The sequence below is a fragment of the Bacillus sp. FSL K6-1366 genome, assembly GCF_037976695.1.
In the GTDB taxonomy this organism is placed as follows: Bacteria; Bacillota; Bacilli; order Bacillales; family Bacillaceae; genus Bacillus; species Bacillus subtilis.
Genome location: NZ_CP150268.1, coordinates 3,724,859 through 3,745,953 on the forward strand (window position 1 = coordinate 3,724,859; position 21,095 = coordinate 3,745,953).

The window sequence follows — 21,095 nt, forward strand, 5'->3', positions numbered from 1 at the left end:
ATTATATTCCATTCGGGTAAGGGGGAGAAAAGTTTGTCTCAGCAATCGATACAAAAAGTATTAGTAGCAAACAGGGGAGAAATTGCAATTCGAATATTCCGGGCGTGTACCGAGTTGAATATTCGTACAGTTGCGGTCTATTCAAAAGAAGATTCCGGTTCCTACCATCGGTACAAAGCGGATGAAGCATACTTGGTCGGTGAAGGGAAAAAACCGATTGATGCTTACCTGGATATTGAAGGTATCATTGATATTGCGAAAAGAAACAAAGTCGATGCAATTCATCCGGGATACGGTTTCTTATCTGAAAATATTCATTTTGCGAGACGATGTGAAGAAGAAGGCATCGTATTCATAGGGCCAAAATCCGAGCATCTCGATATGTTTGGTGACAAGGTAAAAGCGCGTGAGCAGGCAGAAAAAGCGGGAATCCCCGTGATTCCGGGAAGCGACGGTCCTGCCGAAACGCTTGAAGCCGTCGAACAATTTGGACAAGCTAACGGTTATCCGATCATCATTAAAGCCTCGCTTGGCGGCGGCGGCCGCGGTATGCGGATTGTCAGATCTGAAAGTGAAGTCAAAGAAGCATATGAGCGTGCTAAATCAGAGGCGAAAGCAGCCTTTGGCAATGATGAAGTTTATGTAGAAAAATTAATTGAGAATCCAAAACATATTGAGGTTCAGGTCATTGGAGACAAGCAGGGAAATGTCGTCCATCTTTTTGAGAGGGATTGTTCCGTTCAAAGACGCCATCAAAAGGTCATTGAAGTGGCGCCGAGTGTCTCGCTGTCACCTGAATTAAGGGATCAAATTTGTGAGGCGGCAGTTGCGCTTGCCAAAAATGTAAACTATATAAATGCGGGGACGGTCGAATTCCTTGTTGCAAACAACGAGTTCTACTTTATTGAAGTAAATCCTCGCGTACAAGTTGAACACACGATAACAGAAATGATTACTGGTGTCGATATTGTTCAAACTCAGATCCTTGTTGCCCAAGGGCACAGCCTTCACAGCAAAAAAGTAAATATTCCTGAGCAAAAGGACATTTTTACAATCGGCTATGCCATTCAGTCACGGGTTACGACTGAGGATCCGCAAAATGATTTCATGCCTGATACAGGAAAAATCATGGCTTACCGCTCAGGCGGCGGTTTTGGTGTCCGTCTTGATACCGGAAACAGCTTCCAGGGCGCCGTGATCACACCATACTATGATTCACTTCTCGTTAAGCTTTCAACTTGGGCTTTAACGTTTGAACAGGCAGCTGCCAAAATGGTGAGAAACCTTCAGGAGTTCAGAATCAGAGGCATAAAAACGAACATTCCGTTCCTTGAGAACGTTGCAAAACATGAGATGTTCCTGACAGGGCAATATGATACGTCTTTCATTGATACTACGCCTGAATTATTTAAATTCCCTAAACAAAAAGACCGCGGAACGAAAATGCTCACTTACATCGGCAATGTGACAGTGAACGGCTTCCCTGGAATCGGGAAAAAAGAAAAACCGGCGTTTGACAAACCGTTAAGCGTAAAGGTAGACGTTGATCAGCAGCCTGCCGGAGGAACAAAGCAAATTCTCGATGAAAAAGGTGCAGAAGGGCTTGCAAATTGGGTTAAGGAGCAGAAATCTGTCCTTTTAACTGATACGACATTCAGAGATGCCCACCAATCGTTATTGGCAACTAGAATCAGATCGCATGATTTGAAAAAAATCGCAAATCCGACGGCTGCGTTATGGCCTGAACTATTCAGTATGGAAATGTGGGGAGGCGCGACCTTCGATGTAGCCTACCGATTCCTGAAAGAAGATCCGTGGAAGCGTTTGGAAGATCTTCGCAAAGAAGTGCCGAATACCTTATTCCAGATGCTGCTTCGCTCATCAAATGCGGTCGGCTATACGAATTATCCGGACAATGTGATTAAAGAATTTGTGAAGCAATCAGCTCAATCCGGTATTGATGTGTTTCGTATTTTCGACAGCTTAAACTGGGTAAAAGGGATGACGTTAGCCATTGATGCCGTTCGGGATACCGGCAAAGTGGCAGAAGCTGCGATTTGTTATACGGGAGATATCCTTGACAAGAACCGGACGAAGTATGACCTTGCATATTATACATCGATGGCGAAGGAGCTTGAGGCGGCCGGAGCCCATATTCTCGGGATTAAAGATATGGCAGGGCTGTTAAAACCGCAGGCTGCATATGAACTTGTTTCTGCGTTGAAAGAAACGATCGACATTCCGGTTCACCTTCATACGCATGATACGAGCGGAAACGGTATTTATATGTATGCGAAAGCTGTTGAAGCCGGCGTTGATATCATAGACGTGGCGGTCAGCTCAATGGCGGGATTAACGTCACAGCCTAGCGCGAGCGGATTTTATCATGCGATGGAAGGCAACGACCGCCGTCCGGAAATGAATGTCCAAGGCGTTGAATTGCTGTCCCAATATTGGGAGTCGGTGCGTAAATATTATAGTGAATTTGAAAGCGGAATGAAGTCTCCGCATACTGAAATATATGAGCACGAAATGCCAGGGGGCCAATACAGCAACCTGCAGCAGCAAGCCAAGGGAGTAGGCCTTGGCGACCGCTGGAATGAAGTCAAGGAAATGTACAGACGCGTGAACGATATGTTCGGTGACATCGTCAAGGTAACGCCTTCCTCAAAAGTTGTCGGAGATATGGCACTTTACATGGTGCAAAACAATCTGACTGAAAAAGACGTTTACGAAAAAGGTGAATCTTTAGATTTCCCTGATTCTGTCGTGGAGCTTTTCAAAGGAAATATCGGCCAGCCTCATGGCGGATTCCCGGAAAAACTGCAAAAGCTGATCTTAAAAGGACAGGAGCCGATTACAGTCAGACCGGGCGAACTGCTTGAGCCGGTGTCATTTGAAGCGATCAAACAGGAATTTAAAGAGCAGCATAACTTGGAAATTTCAGATCAGGATGCTGTGGCGTATGCCCTTTATCCTAAAGTCTTCACTGATTATGTGAAAACGACAGAAAGCTACGGAGACATTTCGGTATTAGATACACCGACATTCTTCTACGGTATGACATTGGGTGAAGAGATAGAAGTTGAAATTGAGCGCGGCAAAACGCTGATCGTTAAGCTGATTTCAATCGGTGAGCCTCAGCCTGATGCCACTCGCGTCGTTTATTTCGAACTGAACGGGCAGCCGCGTGAAGTAGTCATTAAAGATGAAAGCATTAAGTCTTCCGTTCAGGAAAGGCTGAAAGCAGACCGGACAAATCCAAGCCACATCGCAGCTTCCATGCCTGGAACCGTTATTAAGGTATTGGCTGAAGCAGGCACAAAAGTCAATAAAGGTGATCATTTGATGATTAATGAAGCGATGAAAATGGAAACAACGGTTCAGGCGCCTTTCTCAGGAACAATCAAGCAGGTTCATGTGAAAAATGGCGAGCCGATCCAAACGGGAGATCTGCTTCTCGAAATTGAAAAAGCATAAAAAAACAAGAGTGTATATCAATGATATACACTCTTGTTTTTTATATAGAAAATGTGGAGTGAAGCAGATGGTTAGAAGAGATATAAGGGGACTTCAGAGATTATAGAGTACTGTCACAAGCCCAAAATAAAAAGAGGCTTATACAGCCAATATTTTAGATGCTTTGTAGTATGCCGTGCATATTTCTTTAAGCACTATCTGATTTAAAAGGCTTTAATACTTATGTTCGCGAGCTATAGATCCATATGAAATTTCTATAATCACGATGAGAAAGGGGACAGACCGAAGTGAGCCGCTCACTGATCATCAAGTTCGGCGAAGGCTGGCGATTGAAACGCATAAAGCGCCAAAAAACAAGACATAAAAAAGACCAAAGCCGCCTAAGGCTTTGGTCTTGAGTCCTTATGATTGCCTGGATTCATAACGGAAACGAGCAATCAATAATAAGAAGTAGCATAGAACGCCAAACAGACAGGCAATAAAGAACGAGTGGGCAAGTGCAAAGCCCAGAGCCAGTTCAGAGTATACGATCATAATCCCGGACAGTGCCTGTAATGTAATGAAAATAAGACATGAGATCCATCCCCAAAAGATCTGTTTTTGATCTTTATAGGAGATAATAGCATGAACAGCGGCAACAATAATCCATACAAATAACAGTAAGGCTGCTGCTCTGTGGCCCATTTGCACCCATTCATGGAATTGGGTCGGAAGTCCATTGTTCAGCGGGCTGCACAGCGGCACATCAGGGCATGCCAGGCTTGATTCAGTGTGTCTTACATATGCGCCTGTATACACAACGATATAGGAATATATCAATATTCCTATCATGTGAAATTGCATCTTTTTGCCGATTTGAAGCGGCTTAACCAGTGTTCTGACTGATTTATCAGCTTCAAATATGAGCAATGTTAAAATAAGCACTGAAGCAAAAGAAATTAATGAGATGCCGAAGTGAAGCGCCATAATCAGCGCGTTCGAACCGAATACGACAGCCAATGCGCCAAGCAATGCCTGAAGAAATAAAAAGATAATTGACATGATCGCGAGAAACGTTGTTTCACGAAAAATCGGCGTGATTTTTCTCCATGACCAAAACGCAAGGCTTAGCACAAGGATAATAGAGATTCCGCTTGCGAATCGGTGGCTCCATTCAATAATTGAAGCCGGATTCAGTTCAGGGAAAAAACGGCCGTGACACAGTGGCCACTGTCTGCCGCATCCTTGGCCGGAACCTGTTTTTGTAACGAGGGCACCCCCGATTAAAACAATTAGCATGACAAATGTCGTCAGAACACCGAGAGCTTTTAATGCTTTATTCATACAATATTCACCTTCTCAACATACTGCTGCAATTTTATATACGTTCCAAGTGTAAGCGAATATGTGTTTTGTGGCAATTCCCAGAGCCTTTTGTTCACAAAAATATAATAGAATGACGGCTTCTGGAAAATGTACACTTGATTATTCATGCCGGGTCTGATAGAAATAAGGTAAACGCAATGCCGATTTGGAGATTGCCTTCATCTTTGGTAAAATTCATAAAAAGTTCACAAATAAATTCCTGTTTGTCGTTTAATATTTAATAGGATGTTTTTTTACAAGATGTTATCTTGTATGATAGAGTTGCAGGTTATTTTATTCTCCTGCGTTAGGTTTGTAAGGGAGGTTTACGTTATGGCTAACTCCAGAATCTTAAATGATACAGCTATAGACGGACAAATTGAAGAAACAACGGCATGGAAAGATTTTCTGTCCCTTATTAAAATAGGGATCGTCAATTCTAACCTCATCACGACTTTCACTGGAATGTGGCTTGCACTGCATATTTCCGGTTTGAGTTTTTTAGGCAATATAAACACCGTTCTTCTTACGTTAATCGGGTCTTCACTGATTATTGCGGGCTCCTGCGCGATCAATAACTGGTATGACCGGGACATTGACCATCTTATGGAGCGTACGAAAGTAAGACCGACGGTTACGGGTAAAATTCAGCCGAGTCAGGCGTTATGGTCTGGAATTTTGCTGGTTGCTTTAGGATTGATCATGCTGCTGATGACAACTGTCATGGCTGCTGTTATCGGTTTTATCGGAGTCTTTACGTATGTTGTATTGTACACAATGTGGACGAAACGCCGCTATACGATTAACACAGTAGTAGGAAGCGTTTCCGGTGCAGTGCCGCCGCTTATTGGATGGACGGCAGTGGAAGGGAATATCGGTGTCGTAGCATGGGTGTTATTCATGATTTTATTTATTTGGCAGATTCCTCACTTCTTAGCATTGGCTATTAAGAAAACTGAGGATTACAGAGCTGCAAATATTCCGATGCTTCCTGTCGTATACGGATTTGAAGTGACAAAAAGACAAATTATTGTGTGGGTTGCGTGCCTGATGCCGCTTCCGTTTTTCCTTGGTAGCCTGGGTCTTCCGATTGTCATTCTCGGCTTGCTGTTAAATATCGGCTGGCTGATTCTTGGCTTAATGGGATTCCGCTCCAAGAATATCATGAAGTGGGCAACGCAGATGTTCGTTTACTCGCTTAACTACATGACAATCTATTTCGTTGCCATGGTTGTCTTGACGCTTTTCTAAAAAATAGATATGATGCTTGTTTTATCGCTTCAAAATAAACGATGACAACTAGTAAATGCCGCCTTGACCTCTTGTTTAATCAGGCGGCTTTACTTTTATACATAGATGGCATTTTGAGTAAAAAAACTCATAATTTAAGAGAAGAGGAAATGTAAGTGCTTTATTGGTGATAGGTTGGATGGCGATAGATTTCGATCCGCTTTCCGCCTTTGTATTGACCAGAAAAGGGGTTGGGTGAAATGGTAAAGCATTGGCGTCTTATTTTATTATTAGCCTTAGTGCCGCTTCTATTAAGCGGATGTGGAAAACCTTTTTTATCCACGCTCAAGCCTGCTGGCGAGGTGGCTGATAAACAGTATGACCTGACAGTGCTCAGCACATTGATTATGGTGGTTGTTGTTGCAGTAGTATCTGTTATCTTCTTTTATGTGATTGTGAGATTCAGAAGATCACGGGTCGGTGAGAACACGATACCGAAACAGGTAGAGGGGAATAAATTTTTAGAAATCACATGGACCGTGATCCCGATTTTGCTGCTCATTATTCTTGTGATTCCTGTTGTATTATATACGCTGGAGCTAGCGGACACATCACCAATGGATAAAAAAGGCCGCAAAGCTGAGGATGCTCTTGTAGTCAATGTTAGGGCAAATTTATACTGGTGGGAGTTTGAGTACCCTGATTACGGCATTATCACAAGCCAGGAGCTGATTGTACCGACAGATCAGCGTGTATATTTTAATTTAAAAGCCTCTGATGTAAAACATTCCTTCTGGATTCCTTCAGTTGGAGGAAAACTTGATACGAATACGGATAATGAAAATAAGTTCTTCCTGACATTTGATTCAAAACGAAGCAAAGAGGCAGGAGATATGTTTTTTGGGAAGTGTGCAGAGCTTTGCGGCCCTTCACATGCCCTGATGGATTTTAAGGTGAAGACGATGTCTGCAAAGGAATTTCAGGGCTGGACAAAAGAAATGAAAAACTATAAATCTACAGCAGAGAGCGATTTGGCTAAGCAGGGTGAAGAACTGTTTAAAGAGAAAAACTGCCTGAGCTGCCATGCGGTAGAGCCGAATGATAAGCGTGCAGAAGCCGCTAGAACGGCACCTAACTTGGCGACCTTCGGTGAAAGGACAAAAGTGGCAGGGGTGAAAGAGGCCAACAAAGAAAATGTGAAGGCTTGGCTGAAGGACCCTGACAGCATAAAGCCGGGGAACAAAATGACAGGCACATATCCAAAGATCTCAGACAGCGAAACAGATGCGCTTTATGAATACTTAAAAGGCTTAAAAGCGGAAAGCAAGTAGGGAAGAAAGGGAGATATTGGGGGAGGTCACATATGTTGAATGCGCTTACAGAAAAGCGGACGCGCGGATCTATGCTTTGGGATTATTTGACGACGGTGGACCATAAAAAAATCGCGATTCTTTATTTAGTAGCAGGGGGATTCTTCTTTCTTGTCGGGGGAATTGAAGCGATGTTTATCAGAATTCAGCTTGCAAAGCCGGAAAATGCGTTTCTCAGTGCTCAAGCGTACAATGAAGTAATGACTATGCACGGAACGACGATGATCTTTCTGGCTGCGATGCCGCTCTTATTTGCCTTGATGAATGCGGTTGTGCCTTTGCAGATCGGGGCTCGGGACGTTTCGTTTCCATTTTTAAACGCGCTTGGTTTTTGGCTCTTCTTTTTCGGGGGCATTTTCTTAAATCTAAGCTGGTTTTTGGGCGGAGCGCCAGATGCGGGCTGGACGTCATATGCCTCACTTTCGCTTCATTCTAAAGGGCACGGCATAGACTTTTTCGTCCTCGGACTCCAAATATCGGGGCTCGGGACGCTGATAGCCGGGATTAACTTTTTGGCCACGATTATCAACATGAGGGCTCCGGGCATGACGTATATGAGGCTGCCTTTGTTTACATGGACGACATTTGTGGCCTCGGCATTGATTTTGTTCGCGTTTCCGCCGCTTACGGTTGGATTGGCTCTCATGATGCTGGATCGGCTGTTCGGAACCAATTTCTTTAATCCGGAGCTTGGCGGAAATACGGTCATTTGGGAACATTTATTTTGGATCTTCGGCCACCCGGAGGTTTATATCCTAATTTTGCCTGCATTCGGTATTTTTTCTGAGGTCATCCCTGTGTTCGCCAGAAAGCGTTTGTTTGGCTATTCTTCAATGGTTTTTGCAATCGTGCTCATTGGCTTTCTGGGCTTTATGGTTTGGGTGCACCACATGTTCACGACTGGTCTCGGCCCGATTGCAAATGCGATTTTTGCGGTTGCAACAATGGCTATCGCGATTCCGACCGGGATTAAGATTTTTAACTGGCTGTTGACGATTTGGGGAGGAAATGTGAAGTATACAACCGCTATGCTGTATGCTGTCTCATTTATTCCATCCTTTGTGCTCGGCGGTGTGACGGGAGTCATGCTGGCAGCTGCTGCGGCTGATTATCAGTTCCATGATACGTATTTTGTGGTTGCGCACTTCCACTACGTCATTATTGGCGGCGTTGTATTCGGCCTTTTAGCCGGTGTTCATTTCTGGTGGCCGAAAATGTTCGGTAAAATTCTGCATGAAACGATGGGGAAAATTTCATTTGTATTGTTTTTTATCGGCTTTCACCTCACGTTTTTCATTCAGCATTTTGTCGGCTTAATGGGGATGCCGCGCCGGGTTTATACGTTTTTGCCAGGACAGGGTCTGGAAACCGGCAACTTGATCAGTACAATCGGGGCGTTTTTTATGGCGGTAGCTGTTATTCTTCTGCTGGTCAATGTCATATGGACATCGGTAAAAGGTGAATATGTAGGTGCTGATCCATGGCATGACGGACGTACGCTGGAATGGACCGTTTCTTCACCGCCGCCGGAGTATAACTTTAAACAGCTTCCTTTTGTCAGAGGACTTGATCCGTTTTGGATTGAGAAGCAGGCAGGGCACGAATCAATGACGCCGGCGGAACCGGTTGATGATATTCATATGCCAAACGGCTCAATCCTGCCGCTCGTCATTTCCTTCGGCCTTTTTGTCGCAGCGTTCGGGCTGCTGTACAGAAGTGATTACGCTTGGGGCCTGCCGGTGATCTTTATCGGGCTCGGCATCACATTTATTACGATGCTGCTTCGTTCAGTAATTGATGATCACGGCTATCATATTCATAAAGAGGAACTGCCGAACGATGATAAAGGGGTGAAGGCATAATGCAAGTTCAAGAAAAATTCACCGCAGAAACCTTTCCGGCTTCTCCTGAAAAAGTAACCCTGGAAGGGAAAAATAAATTTTTAGGCTTTTGGCTTTTTCTTGGCGGAGAGACTGTTCTGTTTGCGTCTCTCTTCGCCACGTTTCTTGCGCTTCGGAATTCAAATGCCGGTGATCCGCCTACGACGGAAATGTTCGATGTGACACTTGTATTCATTGCCACAATGCTTCTATTAACGAGCAGTTTAACGAGTGTGTACGCGATGTACCACATGAAGAACTTTTCCTTCGGCAAGATGCAGCTTTGGCTGGGAATTACGATTTTATTGGGGGCGGGCTTTTTAGGACTGGAAATCTATGAGTTCAAGCATTACACCCATGAATTTGGCTTTACCATCACAAGCTCTGCCCTTGGTTCTGCGTTTTACACGCTTGTCGGTACACACGGCGCCCACGTGGCATTTGGGCTTATGTGGATCAGCACGCTTATGATCCGCAATGCCAAGAGAGGGCTGAATCTGTATACGGCGCCTAAGTTTTACGTTGCCAGCCTTTATTGGCACTTTATTGATGTCGTGTGGGTCTTCATCTTTACCGTTGTATATTTAATGGGGATGGTGGGATAAACATGGTCGATAAAAAAAGCAGAGGGCATATCAATAGCGACCTTGAATTTAAGAAAAAAAAGCATGCCCGAGAGATGAAATATCAAGTCCTGTCTTTTGGTTTAATGATCGGTCTTACGATTGTTGCATTTCTGACTGTGGCCACGGACGGTGTCGGCAGCTGGTTTACGATTCCTTTCATTATTTTGCTAGCTGCAATTCAAGTCATCTTTCAGCTGTATTATTTCATGCATATGAATCAGAAAGGGCATGAGGCGCCGGCACTGTTTTTGTATTCAGGGGTGTTTGTCGCGTTTATCACTGTGCTTGCGTTTGTGACAATTATATGGTGGTAATTTGAACAGCCGCCGGAGGTGAAGAAATGAATCAGTTGGAGATATTTGGGTTTCGCGCGATGTGGAGCCCTTATCTTTTTTGTATCCTGTTAGGCATTACGGCGCTTTATCTCTATTTTTACAGGCGAATGTCTTCAAAGCCAAATCGAATAACTGGTAAAGAGATGGTATGCTTTCTGTCGGCGATGCTGTTTTTATATGCAGCCGAGGGAAGCCCGGTTGATCTGCTCGGACATATTATGTTCAGCGCACATATGGTGCAGATGGCCGTCCTGTATTTGGTTGTCCCGCCGCTGTTAATCGCGGGAATTCCTGCATGGCTCTGGGAAAAAATCATTTTCAGGCCTTCAATCAAACCGTTTTTTTCCTTTTTTACGACGCCTTTAATTGCTTTGCTTTTGTTTAACGGCATTTTTTCTTTATATCATGTACCGCTTATATTTGATACTGTCAAAACGGATCCGTTTTACCATACATTAATCACTTGGCTTATCTTTGTGCTTGCGTTCTTCATGTGGTGGCCGCTTGTTCATAAGGTTGAGCGTCTACGGCAGCTCAGCGGCTTGATGAAGCTGGGTTATATTATGGCGGACGGTATGCTGCTCACACCTGCTTGCGCCTTGATCATGTTCAGCGGTGCACCGTTATATGCCACCTATACAGATCCGGCTGTATGGGCTGAGGCAATGAGGCTTTGTGTGCCAGCGGATATGATGGGGCAGGTCCCATTAACAGGGCCAGAGATGTTGAATACACTGCCTTTGTTAGAGGATCAGCAGCTCGGAGCAGTCATGATGAAAATCATTCAGGAAATTGTGTACGGTACTTTTTTGGCCATTATTTTTTTCCAATGGGTGAAGAAAGAAAGGGAAAAGGACGGGCAGGAGGAGCCGCCGTATATTCAGCAGACGATATCATAAAAGGTACAGCGAAATATGCTGTACCTTTTCGTTACATTTGAACTGTTTTTAACATGTTGGCTATGTCCTGAATCAGTGCCTTGCTTTTTGTCACAACCTGTACGGGAAACTCTTCCGTTTCTCCATATTCTACTCCATGAGGGTAGTAATGCTTTCCTAGGAGAGGGGACATTAATTGAATCACGGCGCGCCCGCTTCCGACATCGCCTTCTGCCGCAATACCTTGTATCCGCAGGTAAAACGTACCCTCAATCGTCGAAAACTTCTTGTCATAGGTGACTCTCTCGTAATCCCATTGACTCGCTCTGATAAGACCTTTGCTTTCCATTAAGTCGTCTAGCCAGCTGAGCTCAGCCTTAACCCCTTCAAGTCCGCTTTCAGTAAACTTCAACACTGACCCCTCCTTATAAAAATTACCTTTCCTGACAATCATAGTATGAAAGCGTTAAACTTTCAATGAATCTTCTTCTTTTGAAAGTATGCAAAAATTAAATTTTGACGACAATAGCACTAGACTAAAGGAGGTTAAACGGATGACAAAAATAAAAGATCTGATGACAGCCGACTTGCAATATTGCACGGTATTAGATAATGTATATGAAGCTGCAGTAAAGATGAAGGACGCAAATGTAGGAGCGATACCGGTAGTTGATGAGGACGGGGAAACATTGGTCGGCATCGTAACCGACCGCGATCTCGTATTAAGAGGAATCGCCATCAAAAAACCGAACTCGCAAAAAATCACTGACGCGATGACTGAAAAACCTGTCAGTGTGGAGGAAGATGCTTCAGTCGATGAGGTTCTTCATTTGATGGCATCGCATCAGCTCAGAAGGATACCAGTTACAAAAAATAAAAAACTGACTGGAATTGTCACGCTTGGTGATCTTTCTTTATCTGAGCAAACGAATGAACGTGCCGGCAGCGCCTTATCGGATATTTCCGAAGGGGATAATAGAGAAGAAGGCTTTTTTCATTAACACATAAATCTTTGACATGTTAAATAGGCTGTATTGTAATGGGATGTAAACAAGAGATTGTGAATCGCCACGGGGGTGATAGATTGAAAAATATATTGAGAGCAATGGTTATCCTTTTGATCATCTGCGGAACCTACGTTCTGTTTATTCAATATGGATCTGTTCCTGAAAAGAAATCAAATGACAGCGAGCCTCAGGTGTCGAATGAGGAAGCGCAAAGCGGCAAACGAATACATATGCCGACTTCAGGGTTATTGTCCTTCATGGGCAAGCACGCCGATGAAGTAACGAAAAAGCTTGGGGAACCTGAACGTATTGACCCTTCGGCTTATGATTACGATTGGTGGGTATACAATCAAGGTAAGGATCAATATATCCAAATCGGGGTATTAAACAATAAAGTGGTCACATTATTCGCGTCGGGTAATGATATTAACGCAAAGCCTTTCAAAATTGGAGAATCAACTGGCGAAGTATTCAAGACCACCCAGGTGGCACCATTTGTGAATGTAGAGTATAAAGGAAATTCCTATCGGTTTGAATTTTCTGAAGAAGATATCAATACAAGACCGACTGTAAAGGTAGGAAAGATGTATGTCCAGCTGTATATGGACAAATTTGAGGGGAAGCTATCCAGCATCAGGGCGTTTGATGCGCAGACCTTTGTAAAGCAAAGACCTTATGAGGTAGTGTACCGTGGGGAATTAATTAAACCGAAAGCCGTTTCAGATGAGAAATGGAAAAAGATCCAAACAACGAGCGAAAAGCAAATCCTTGATTTGACGAATGTCATACGCGTTAAACATGGACTTGCGAAGCTTGAGTGGGATCAGCCAACGGCGGAAGTGGCATTTGGGCATAGTGAGGATATGAAGGAAAATAATTATTTCTCCCATGTCTCTAAAAAATACGGCTCGCTGAAAGACCGCTTAGAAGAAGGGCATGTTGACTTTCAGCAAGCGGGAGAAAATATCGCATACAATTATGTGGACGGTCCGGCTGCCGTAGAAGGCTGGCTGAATAGCGAAGGCCATCGAAAAGCGCTTCTGAATTCAGATTATACGCATCTTGGTGTCGGAGTAGACCGGAAATATTACACCCAAAATTTTATTAAGCGATGGTAATGAAAGCCGCGGACGAATGGTTCCCGGCTTTTTCTATTTCCATACAAGCTGGTCTGAATGAATGTGCTGATAGCTTACAGATAAGGCCGTTTCCCATCCCTTCAGTCAGGCTTTTTCACCAGTGTATAGGGATATCGCTAAAAATTCATTTGGGAATGAATATAGGCGAACACAATGCCCGACAAAACGATACATTGTAGTAGGTAACGATTTTCGGAGGGGGTGAGGATTGTGGCGAATCAACATGCCAATCATTCAATCAATGACTTTAAACAATTCGTCAAAAAGCATCCCAAGCTGATAAAAGAAGTGCGCAAAGAACAAAGAAGCTGGCAGGACGTATATGAAAATTGGGTCCTCTTCGGGGAGAGCGACCCGATTTGGGATCCATATCGGGAACCGGAAGAAGCTTCTGAAGCTGTGCCTGAAACACCGCAAAAAAATGATTTTGTCTCGAAAATGGTGACAGCGGTGAAAAAGATGGATGTCAATCAAATGAACGAACAAATCAATAAAATGAGCCAGTCGATCTCATCGTTGCAAAGCCTTCTTAATACATTTTCCGGAAGCGGACAGAAGCATTCTCAGCCAGGCTCTGGACAGCATCCTTTTTCTTTTCGAAAGGATTAAAAAAGGGGAGCTCATATGCGCAAAGAGGTTCAGGAATATATTTTAGCAAACGAAGAACGGAAACGATTCATCAGAGAACAGCCGATATGGTACCGCAGGCTTTCAAGAAAACCGGATGATCTGTCCTCCTTTCAGCTTGAAATGATGAATTTTTATGAAAAAACCATTCCGCATCGGGTGAATCAGTTTACGAACGGGATTCAAATGGCGCAAATGATGATGCAAATGTTTCAAGCGATGCGGACAAAAGATTAAAAGGCCCCGAAAAAGGGTCTTTTTTCATGCGGACATAAGGTTTTGTATACGGCTGCGGTTAAGCATTTTCCAATTGGCTGGTTTCATGGTAAACTAACAACTGGAGGTGCATGTTATGTATGCGACGATGGAATCCGTGCGGCTTCAAAGTGAAGCTCAGCAGCTTGCCGAGATGATTCTGCAGTCGGAGACGGCTGAGAACTACCGCAATTGTTACAAGCGTCTCCAGGAAGATGAAGAGGCAGGTCGGATTATTCGTTCTTTTATCAAAATAAAAGAGCAGTATGAGGATGTACAGCGTTTTGGCAAATATCATCCTGACTATAGAGAAATATCCCGGAAAATGAGGGAGATCAAACGTGAGCTGGACCTGAACGATAAGGTGGCTGACTTCAAGAGAGCTGAAAATGAGCTCCAGTCCATTCTTGATGAGGTTAGCGTTGAGATTGGGACAGCTGTTTCGGAGCATGTGAAAGTTCCGACTGGGAACCCTTATTTTGACGGTTTGTCTTCATGCGGAGGCGGTTGCGGTTCAGGCGGAAGCTGCGGATGTAAAGTGTCCTGACGAGACTGGCCGTCTCGTCTTTTACATATAAGAGAAAACAGGCAGGTGATTGTATTGGAGAATAGGCGCCAGGGCATGGTTGTGTATCTGCACTCCCTAAAGCAGAGCAAAATGCTGAGGAAGTTCGGGAATGTGCACTATGTATCAAAACGATTAAAATATGTCGTACTGTACTGTGATATGAACCAAATTGAAAAAACAATGGACAAGATTGCGTCTTACTCATTTGTGAAAAAAGTGGAGCCTTCTTATAAACCGTTTTTAAAATTGGAATTCGAGTCAAAGCTTGATAAGGCAAAAGAATACGATTATAAAATCGGCATATAGCTATAAAAAAATCCCCGCAGGCATCTGCGGGGTCCTTCTATTCCTTAATATGTTAAGGAGAAGGCAAAGGGAGAGGAGAAACCGGAGGAAGAACTTATGGGGAAACGTAAGTCTTCTCCGCGGTTGGCAACAACATCCTCTAGATGCTGTTGCTTATAGTATGGACAAGGATCATGCTGCCTATACACCTGTTTATCAAGATTAGCGTTCATTGTTTGGAAGAATGCTTTATGTTAAGATAGGATTGATTTTTTTCTATGTACATAGCGGCGTCCGGCCGAATAAAGAAACAAAATAGCTTTTAGAAAAAGTGGTGTGGAACATGAGAGTAATTTCTGGATCAAAAAAAGGCCGTTCACTAAAGGCTGTACCCGGAACATCAACAAGACCGACAACCGACAAAGTGAAGGAATCCATTTTTAATATGATCGGCCCTTATTTTGACGGGGGCAGGGGACTTGACTTATTCGCAGGGAGCGGAGGTCTTGGAATCGAAGCGCTTTCACGCGGGTTTGAGCATTGTATATTCGTTGACCGTGATTTTAAAGCGATTCAAACGGTAAAATCTAATTTGAAAACGCTGGAGCTTACAAAACATGCACAGGTATACCGCAATGATGCGGAACGTGCTTTGCACGCTGCTGCTAAAAGAGAAAGCGGCTTTCGCGGAATTTTTCTCGATCCGCCGTATAAGGAACAAAAGCTGAAAGCACTTTTAACGATGATTGACGAATATCAAATGCTGGAAGAAGACGGCTTTATCGTCGCTGAGCATGACAGAGAGGTCGAGCTTCCCGAAACCGTAGGAGATCTTGTGATGACAAGAAAAGAAACCTATGGGTTAACAGGTGTGGCGATTTATAAAAAGAGGGGGTAGTGAGGTGGCGAGTATAGCTGTCTGTCCCGGCAGTTTTGATCCGGTGACCTACGGGCATCTGGACATCATCAAACGCGGGGCGCATATTTTTGAACAAGTGTATGTATGTGTGCTGAATAATTCTTCAAAAAAGCCTTTGTTCAGTGTGGAAGAACGGTGTGAGCTTCTGAGAGAAGTGACAAAAGACATTCCGAACATAACAGTTGAAACATCGCAAGGCCTGTTAATTGATTATGCAAAAAGAAAAAATGCGAAAGCGATTTTAAGAGGCTTGAGAGCTGTATCTGATTTTGAATACGAGATGCAGGGGACGTCAGTAAACCGTGTGCTTGATGAATCCATCGAGACATTTTTTATGATGACAAACAATCAATATTCGTTTCTAAGTTCAAGCATCGTAAAAGAAGTGGCGAGATACAACGGCTCGGTATCAGAGTTTGTACCGCCGGAAGTAGAGCTGGCGCTTCAGCAAAAATTCAGACAAGGATGAGGGTTTTGACTCATCCTTTTTTTGTTCCGTTTGTCAGTCTGTAAGAAAAAATGATAATGTACGTAAACAGCGCGCATAGTGTGACAGCAGGTCCGATCTGCACAAGCAGATTCCAGCCATTTATAAAGGCAGTTGGCATGTCACTGCTGTTAAGAGATTTAAATACATACTGATATGGATCATGCCATGCCGTGTAAAGAGGTTTCCATAAAAGCATGACGAAGACAGCGGCATAAACGCCCTGCAGCAAACGTGCGATAAAGAATGGTTTAAATCTAATGTCGGTTTCCGATAAAATACCTGCCACCTGAGCTTGTACGGAAAAGCCGCTAAACCCAAGAATAAAGCTGACGATAATGGCTTTTTGCAGAAGAGAAACATCTGTCTCGCTGACAAGCTTGCTGCCTAATGTAATTTCAAACATCCCTGATAAAAGCGGAATGTCCAATTGAGTCGGAAGCTGAAACAAAGTCAGTGCTCCTTTTGTGAAAACAGACAAAACATCAGTCAACTGGACCACTGACAACAGCCGATTGAAGACAGAAAATAAAATAATAAAGCCGCCTACCATAAGAAGCGTTTGAACAGAAGACGTCACGGCGTCGCCTAAAATTTTACCTAAGGGCCGTTTTTCTGCAAGTCTGGCGGTATGAAGAGCGTGTAAAGCATCTTTGACTGAAGGGAAAGGTATCGTTTTCTTTCTTCTGAGATGCTGCTCTTCCTTGCGGCCATAGGAGCGCATTGTTAAACCGACGGCAAGATTCCCCAAATAGTGTGCAGAAGCTAATAAAATGCCTAGTGATGCGTTTTGAAAGAAACCGACGGCAACAGCGCCGAAAATAAAGAGCGGGTTTGAAGAATTGGTAAACGACGCGAGCCGTTCTGCCTCTACTCTTGAAATCTGATTTTCCTGCCGCAGACGGGCAGTGAGTTTTGCGCCCGCTGGGTTTCCTGATGCCATTCCCATAGCAAGAACGAAGCCGCCGACACCCGGCACGCGAAAGATCGGCCGCATAAAAGGCTCAAGCAAAACACCGACAAACCGCACAATGCCAAAGCCGATTAAGAGTTCGGACAGAATAAAAAATGGCAGCAATGACGGAAACACAACCTCCCACCACATAGACAGCCCGGTTTTAGAGGCTTCGAATGAGGCCTGTGGATGTGAGATGACAGTCGCTGTTAAAAAAATAAAAAATGAGGCAATCAAAAGTGTATTAATCTTCGACAAGTTCATTCTTACCTCCCCGATGCTAAAAATGCCCAATGACATGTATATCATGATAAAATAATGTATGATGTAAAACGGCCAAGCAGTACCTGTCCTCTTGATTCTTTGTACTAATATACGAGCATAGGGGTTCAGTTTAGACCATAGAATTCGGTATACAGGGAATTCAGGCAGGAGGTTAACGCTTTGGCCAAACCTAAAATCGGGTTAGCGTTAGGATCGGGAGGGGCCAGAGGGCTTGCTCATCTCGGTGTGCTTTCCAGTTTACATAAGCACCAAATTGAAGTGGATATGATTGCAGGAAGCAGCATGGGCGCTTTGGTGGGCAGTTTTTACGCCGCCGGACATGACGTGGCAACGATGAAAAAAGTAGCCAAAGCCTTTAAACGAAGGCTTTATGCTGATTATACGGTGCCGAAGCTCGGTTTTTTAAAAGGTGACCGCGTCAGACAGCTTGTGCATGCTTATACATTCGGAAAACCGATTGAAGAGCTCCAAATCCCGCTAGGCATTGTTGCGTGTGATCTACAGACGGGAGAAAAGATTGTGTTCCGAAAAGGATCAGTGTCAGATGCAGTGAGGGCCAGCATCAGCATCCCGGGTATCTTTATTCCGCAGCGGCTGGACGGACGCCTTCTTGTAGACGGCGCGGTCGTCGATCGAATTCCGGTTTCTGTTGTGAAAGACATGGGAGCTGATATTATCATCGCTTCGGATGTTTCCAGGGTTCGAAAAACTGAAACAGCAGTGCATATTTTTGATGTGATTATGCAAAGTATGGATATACTGCAAAATGAATTAGTGCGGCATCAAACAATTGCCGCAGATATCATGATTCGCCCTTCCCTTGAAACATACAGCTCAAGCTCGTTTGCCAATATTGAAGAAATGATATCGGCAGGCGAAGAGGCGACAAACCGAATGATCAGCAAGATAAGAAAAGAAATAGAGAATTGGGAGGGCTCATAATTTGCTACGTAAAAAACATTTTAGCTGGATGCTCGTCATCCTCATACTGATCGCCGTTTTATCATTTATAAAACTTCCATACTATATTACAAAACCGGGAGAAGCGACAGAGCTTGCTTCATTGATAAAAGTGGAGGGAGGCTACCCGGAAAAAGGAAGCCTGTCCTTAATGACTGTTAAAGTGGGACCGGCTAATCCATTTACATATGTGTGGGCAAAGATGCACCCTTATTATGAAATTGTTCCTGATGAGAGCATTAAGGAGGAAGGCGAGTCAGATAAGGAGTATATGAAAAGACAGCTCCAAATGATGAAAAGCTCGCAAGAAAATGCGGTTATAGCCGCCTATCAAAAGGCAGGAAAAAAAGTCAGCTATTCCTTTAACGGCATATACGCAAGCTCAGTTGTAGAAAACATGCCGGCAAAAGGGAAAATAGAAGTCGGTGATAAAATCATCAGCGCAGACGGCAAAAACTATCAGTCTGCTGAAAAGCTGATTGATTATATCAGCAGCAAAAAAGCGGGAGATAAAGTCACGTTAAAGATCGAAAGAGAAGAAAAAGAAAAGCGTGTCACCCTTACGTTAAAACAATTTCCTGATGAGCCGGATCGGGCAGGAATCGGAGTTTCGCTTTATACAGACAGAAACGTGAAGGTAGAGCCTGATATTGATTTTGAAATCGAAAATATTGGCGGCCCGTCAGCAGGGTTAATGATGTCCCTTGAAATTTATAATCAGCTGACAAAACCAGACGAAACAAAAGGCTACGATATTGCGGGAACAGGTACCATTGATGTTGATGGAAAAGTAGGCCCGATCGGCGGCATTGATCAAAAAGTCGTCGCCGCAGACAAAGCCGGAAAAGACATTTTCTTCGCGCCAAATCAAAACGGCGCCAGCAATTCCGATTATAAGAACGCAGTAAAAACAGCAAAAGATATTGATTCAGATATGAAGATTGTGCCTGTTGATACCATGCAGGATGCGATTGATTATTTGAATAAGCTGAAAGCGAAAAGCACCTGATTCTCAGGTGCTTTTTCTATACATTTAAAAAGTGTTGTTCATCTTCGTCATATCGAATCGGTGCATGTCCGTATTCCTGCAGGTCAAACTCAGTTCTCAGCGGCTCTTCTATCGGCAGGCTGTAAATCCTGCTTGCTTTTACGTCCAGATTGAGAGCTGGATGGGAGAAAGAGGACAGTTTGCTGACAAGCGGAACAGACAGTGCTTTTTTCTTTTCGGATAAATAAGCCTGTCCTTTTTTCGTCATGCCGAGAAGCCTGATATACGGCGCCTTATCGTTGTCAAGCAGCTTTTGCATATCCTGTTTTTTTGTTCTGGTTAAAATGTGTGTATTCATCCGCTGGAGCCTTGTCCACGTATAGCGTTTTGTTTTCAGCAGCTCCATAAATTCTTGATAAGAGCTGGATTTTCTGATCGAACGAAGAATTCTGTGCTCTAAACCTTCCTCCACCTCGTATACTTGTTGTAATTCCTGTGCTGTTACAGTTGAAAGGCTGTATTTTAAGTAAGAAAAGTAGCTCTCAGGTGTATGCCACAATCCGAAAGATTTGCGGTAAGCTGCTAATTCACTTGCAGATGCAGCAGGGAGAAAACGAAGGCAGGCTTCGAGATTCTGGCCAATCATCGCTTTTCTAATGCTTGTGGCACTTGCTATATGGTTTTCGCCTTCAGGGAGATCGGCATCATGATAGTCCGAAGAGATGCGTGCTGTAGTATAAGGTTTCATAGGATATCCCCCGGCTAGAATCGAGGTCACATACTGGTATCCCAAAATGTTATTTGGTTTTGACAAGTCAAGTGCACTTTCAGTATGCAAAATGGAGCTGAAGGCGCTAGCCGCCGCTGCTGGGTAACTGGCCCCCTTTTTAAGTTCTTCTTTAATTCGGTCATTCAATATATGTTTATGCTCATCAATAAGCTGTGCTGTTTCTAAAAAAGGCTTGATATCCCCATTTTCACTCCCGAAAAACAGCGCCTCACATTCAAGTTCGTTCAGGATTGAAACACTGCCGCGTGCAAAAATGTCTGCTTTTTGCACGGCATAAAGATAAGGCAGCTCAATGACAAGATCAACTCCGCTTTGCAGCGCCATTTTTGTTCGGGCCCATTTTGATACAACAGCGGGTTCCCCGCGCTGTAAAAAATGCCCGCTCATGACCGCCACAGCAGTGTCACATCCGGTTTGCCGCTTTGCTGTTTGGGCATGATAAAGGTGACCGTTATGAAAGGGATTATATTCAACCACCAATCCGACAGCTTTCATATTTTTTCCGCCTTTCTTGCTATGTTTAAAAACGTATGGTACATTTGCAAATGAAAACTCTTACGCCTTATTTTTGTTTTAAGTGTATGCATAGCATATTCCGCTGTCAACGATACTTCAATGGCAGCATTATGCTGTAAAGAAAAAATATTGACAAAAACAATCTTAAAAGCTATAATCATGTTTGTTGCT

At 43.8% G+C, this 21,095-nt stretch carries 22 protein-coding genes; 17 read left to right on the forward strand and 5 right to left on the reverse strand.

Annotated features, from left to right (window positions below):
- Nucleotides 1-33: 33 nt before the first annotated feature.
- Nucleotides 34-3,480, forward strand: coding sequence for a pyruvate carboxylase (pyc, locus tag MHI44_RS19575; protein ID WP_339202552.1), 3,447 nt, complete (start codon nt 34-36; stop codon nt 3,478-3,480).
- A gap of 402 nt (nt 3,481-3,882) precedes the next feature.
- Here the strand turns inward: pyc and ctaA are convergent, their stop codons facing one another.
- Nucleotides 3,883-4,803, reverse strand: a complete 921-nt coding sequence (ctaA, locus tag MHI44_RS19580; protein WP_003232254.1) for a heme A synthase CtaA — start codon at nt 4,801-4,803, stop codon at nt 3,883-3,885.
- Nucleotides 4,804-5,157: 354 nt separating this feature from the next.
- On the opposite strand from ctaA, the gene cyoE reads away from it, so the two are divergent.
- The 6 genes from cyoE (at nt 5,158) to ctaG (ending at nt 11,164) form a co-directional block, all read left to right on the forward strand.
- A complete protein-coding gene (gene cyoE / locus MHI44_RS19585; protein WP_003232250.1) occupies nt 5,158-6,075 on the forward strand; it encodes a heme o synthase in 918 nt (305 codons plus the stop codon).
- A gap of 239 nt (nt 6,076-6,314) precedes the next feature.
- A complete protein-coding gene (gene coxB / locus MHI44_RS19590) occupies nt 6,315-7,385 on the forward strand; it encodes a cytochrome c oxidase subunit II (protein ID WP_339202553.1) in 1,071 nt (356 codons plus the stop codon).
- A 32-nt stretch (nt 7,386-7,417) separates the two neighbouring features.
- The gene (gene ctaD / locus MHI44_RS19595; RefSeq protein WP_339202554.1) at nt 7,418-9,286 is read left to right on the forward strand and encodes a cytochrome c oxidase subunit I; all 1,869 of its coding nucleotides are present in this window, start codon (nt 7,418-7,420) and stop codon (nt 9,284-9,286) included.
- Nucleotides 9,286-9,909 carry a cytochrome c oxidase subunit III gene (gene ctaE / locus MHI44_RS19600; protein WP_003232244.1) on the forward strand — a complete coding sequence of 208 codons (624 nt, stop codon included), beginning with the start codon at nt 9,286-9,288 and terminating at the stop codon, nt 9,907-9,909. Before ctaD ends, ctaE begins: the two co-directional genes overlap by 1 nt.
- 2 nt (nt 9,910-9,911) lie before the next feature.
- A complete protein-coding gene (gene ctaF / locus MHI44_RS19605) occupies nt 9,912-10,244 on the forward strand; it encodes a cytochrome c oxidase subunit IVB (RefSeq protein WP_003232242.1) in 333 nt (110 codons plus the stop codon).
- A 26-nt stretch (nt 10,245-10,270) separates the two neighbouring features.
- The gene (ctaG, locus tag MHI44_RS19610) at nt 10,271-11,164 is read left to right on the forward strand and encodes a cytochrome c oxidase assembly factor CtaG (protein ID WP_046380999.1); all 894 of its coding nucleotides are present in this window, start codon (nt 10,271-10,273) and stop codon (nt 11,162-11,164) included.
- Nucleotides 11,165-11,195: 31 nt separating this feature from the next.
- Here the strand turns inward: ctaG and MHI44_RS19615 are convergent, their stop codons facing one another.
- Nucleotides 11,196-11,558, reverse strand: coding sequence for a YugN family protein (locus MHI44_RS19615; protein ID WP_339202555.1), 363 nt, complete (start codon nt 11,556-11,558; stop codon nt 11,196-11,198).
- Nucleotides 11,559-11,697: 139 nt separating this feature from the next.
- On the opposite strand from MHI44_RS19615, the gene MHI44_RS19620 reads away from it, so the two are divergent.
- The 8 genes from MHI44_RS19620 to coaD all read left to right on the forward strand — a co-directional run bounded on the left by MHI44_RS19620 (nt 11,698) and on the right by coaD (nt 16,412).
- Nucleotides 11,698-12,144 carry a CBS domain-containing protein gene (locus MHI44_RS19620; RefSeq protein ID WP_003221362.1) on the forward strand — a complete coding sequence of 149 codons (447 nt, stop codon included), beginning with the start codon at nt 11,698-11,700 and terminating at the stop codon, nt 12,142-12,144.
- Between the two features lie 83 nt (nt 12,145-12,227).
- On the forward strand, nt 12,228-13,268 hold the full coding sequence (locus MHI44_RS19625; RefSeq protein ID WP_003245434.1) for a CAP domain-containing protein: 1,041 nt from the start codon (nt 12,228-12,230) through the stop codon (nt 13,266-13,268).
- 231 nt (nt 13,269-13,499) lie between these two features.
- On the forward strand, nt 13,500-13,898 hold the full coding sequence (locus MHI44_RS19630; protein WP_003232233.1) for a YlbD family protein: 399 nt from the start codon (nt 13,500-13,502) through the stop codon (nt 13,896-13,898).
- Between the two features lie 15 nt (nt 13,899-13,913).
- Nucleotides 13,914-14,153: a YlbE-like family protein gene (locus MHI44_RS19635; protein WP_003232231.1), complete on the forward strand. Its 240-nt coding sequence runs from the start codon at nt 13,914-13,916 to the stop codon at nt 14,151-14,153.
- 115 nt (nt 14,154-14,268) lie between these two features.
- Nucleotides 14,269-14,718 carry a regulatory iron-sulfur-containing complex subunit RicF gene (gene ricF, locus MHI44_RS19640; protein ID WP_003221370.1) on the forward strand — a complete coding sequence of 150 codons (450 nt, stop codon included), beginning with the start codon at nt 14,269-14,271 and terminating at the stop codon, nt 14,716-14,718.
- A gap of 54 nt (nt 14,719-14,772) precedes the next feature.
- Complete coding sequence (locus tag MHI44_RS19645; RefSeq protein WP_015715839.1) at nt 14,773-15,045, forward strand: YlbG family protein; 273 nt, start codon at nt 14,773-14,775, stop codon at nt 15,043-15,045.
- A 322-nt stretch (nt 15,046-15,367) separates the two neighbouring features.
- The gene (gene rsmD, locus MHI44_RS19650) at nt 15,368-15,922 is read left to right on the forward strand and encodes a 16S rRNA (guanine(966)-N(2))-methyltransferase RsmD (RefSeq protein WP_339202556.1); all 555 of its coding nucleotides are present in this window, start codon (nt 15,368-15,370) and stop codon (nt 15,920-15,922) included.
- A gap of 4 nt (nt 15,923-15,926) precedes the next feature.
- Nucleotides 15,927-16,412, forward strand: a complete 486-nt coding sequence (gene coaD, locus MHI44_RS19655; protein ID WP_003245283.1) for a pantetheine-phosphate adenylyltransferase — start codon at nt 15,927-15,929, stop codon at nt 16,410-16,412.
- Between the two features lie 10 nt (nt 16,413-16,422).
- Here coaD and spoVV read toward each other — a convergent pair whose 3' ends face one another.
- Nucleotides 16,423-17,649: a dipicolinic acid transporter SpoVV gene (gene spoVV / locus MHI44_RS19660; RefSeq protein WP_029726517.1), complete on the reverse strand. Its 1,227-nt coding sequence runs from the start codon at nt 17,647-17,649 to the stop codon at nt 16,423-16,425.
- 180 nt (nt 17,650-17,829) lie between these two features.
- Here spoVV and MHI44_RS19665 point away from each other — a divergent pair, with 180 nt between their 5' ends.
- Nucleotides 17,830-18,612, forward strand: coding sequence for a patatin family protein (locus MHI44_RS19665; RefSeq protein WP_003232221.1), 783 nt, complete (start codon nt 17,830-17,832; stop codon nt 18,610-18,612).
- A gap of 1 nt (nt 18,613) precedes the next feature.
- Nucleotides 18,614-19,639 carry a protease DdcP gene (ddcP, locus tag MHI44_RS19670; protein WP_014476730.1) on the forward strand — a complete coding sequence of 342 codons (1,026 nt, stop codon included), beginning with the start codon at nt 18,614-18,616 and terminating at the stop codon, nt 19,637-19,639.
- Nucleotides 19,640-19,655: 16 nt separating this feature from the next.
- Here the strand turns inward: ddcP and MHI44_RS19675 are convergent, their stop codons facing one another.
- Together MHI44_RS19675 and MHI44_RS19680 are read right to left on the reverse strand one after the other, a co-directional pair.
- The gene (locus MHI44_RS19675; protein ID WP_339202557.1) at nt 19,656-20,903 is read right to left on the reverse strand and encodes a nucleotidyltransferase; all 1,248 of its coding nucleotides are present in this window, start codon (nt 20,901-20,903) and stop codon (nt 19,656-19,658) included.
- Nucleotides 20,900-21,085 carry a hypothetical protein gene (locus MHI44_RS19680; RefSeq protein WP_003232215.1) on the reverse strand — a complete coding sequence of 62 codons (186 nt, stop codon included), beginning with the start codon at nt 21,083-21,085 and terminating at the stop codon, nt 20,900-20,902. Before MHI44_RS19680 ends, MHI44_RS19675 begins: the two co-directional genes overlap by 4 nt.
- Nucleotides 21,086-21,095 lie beyond the last annotated feature (10 nt).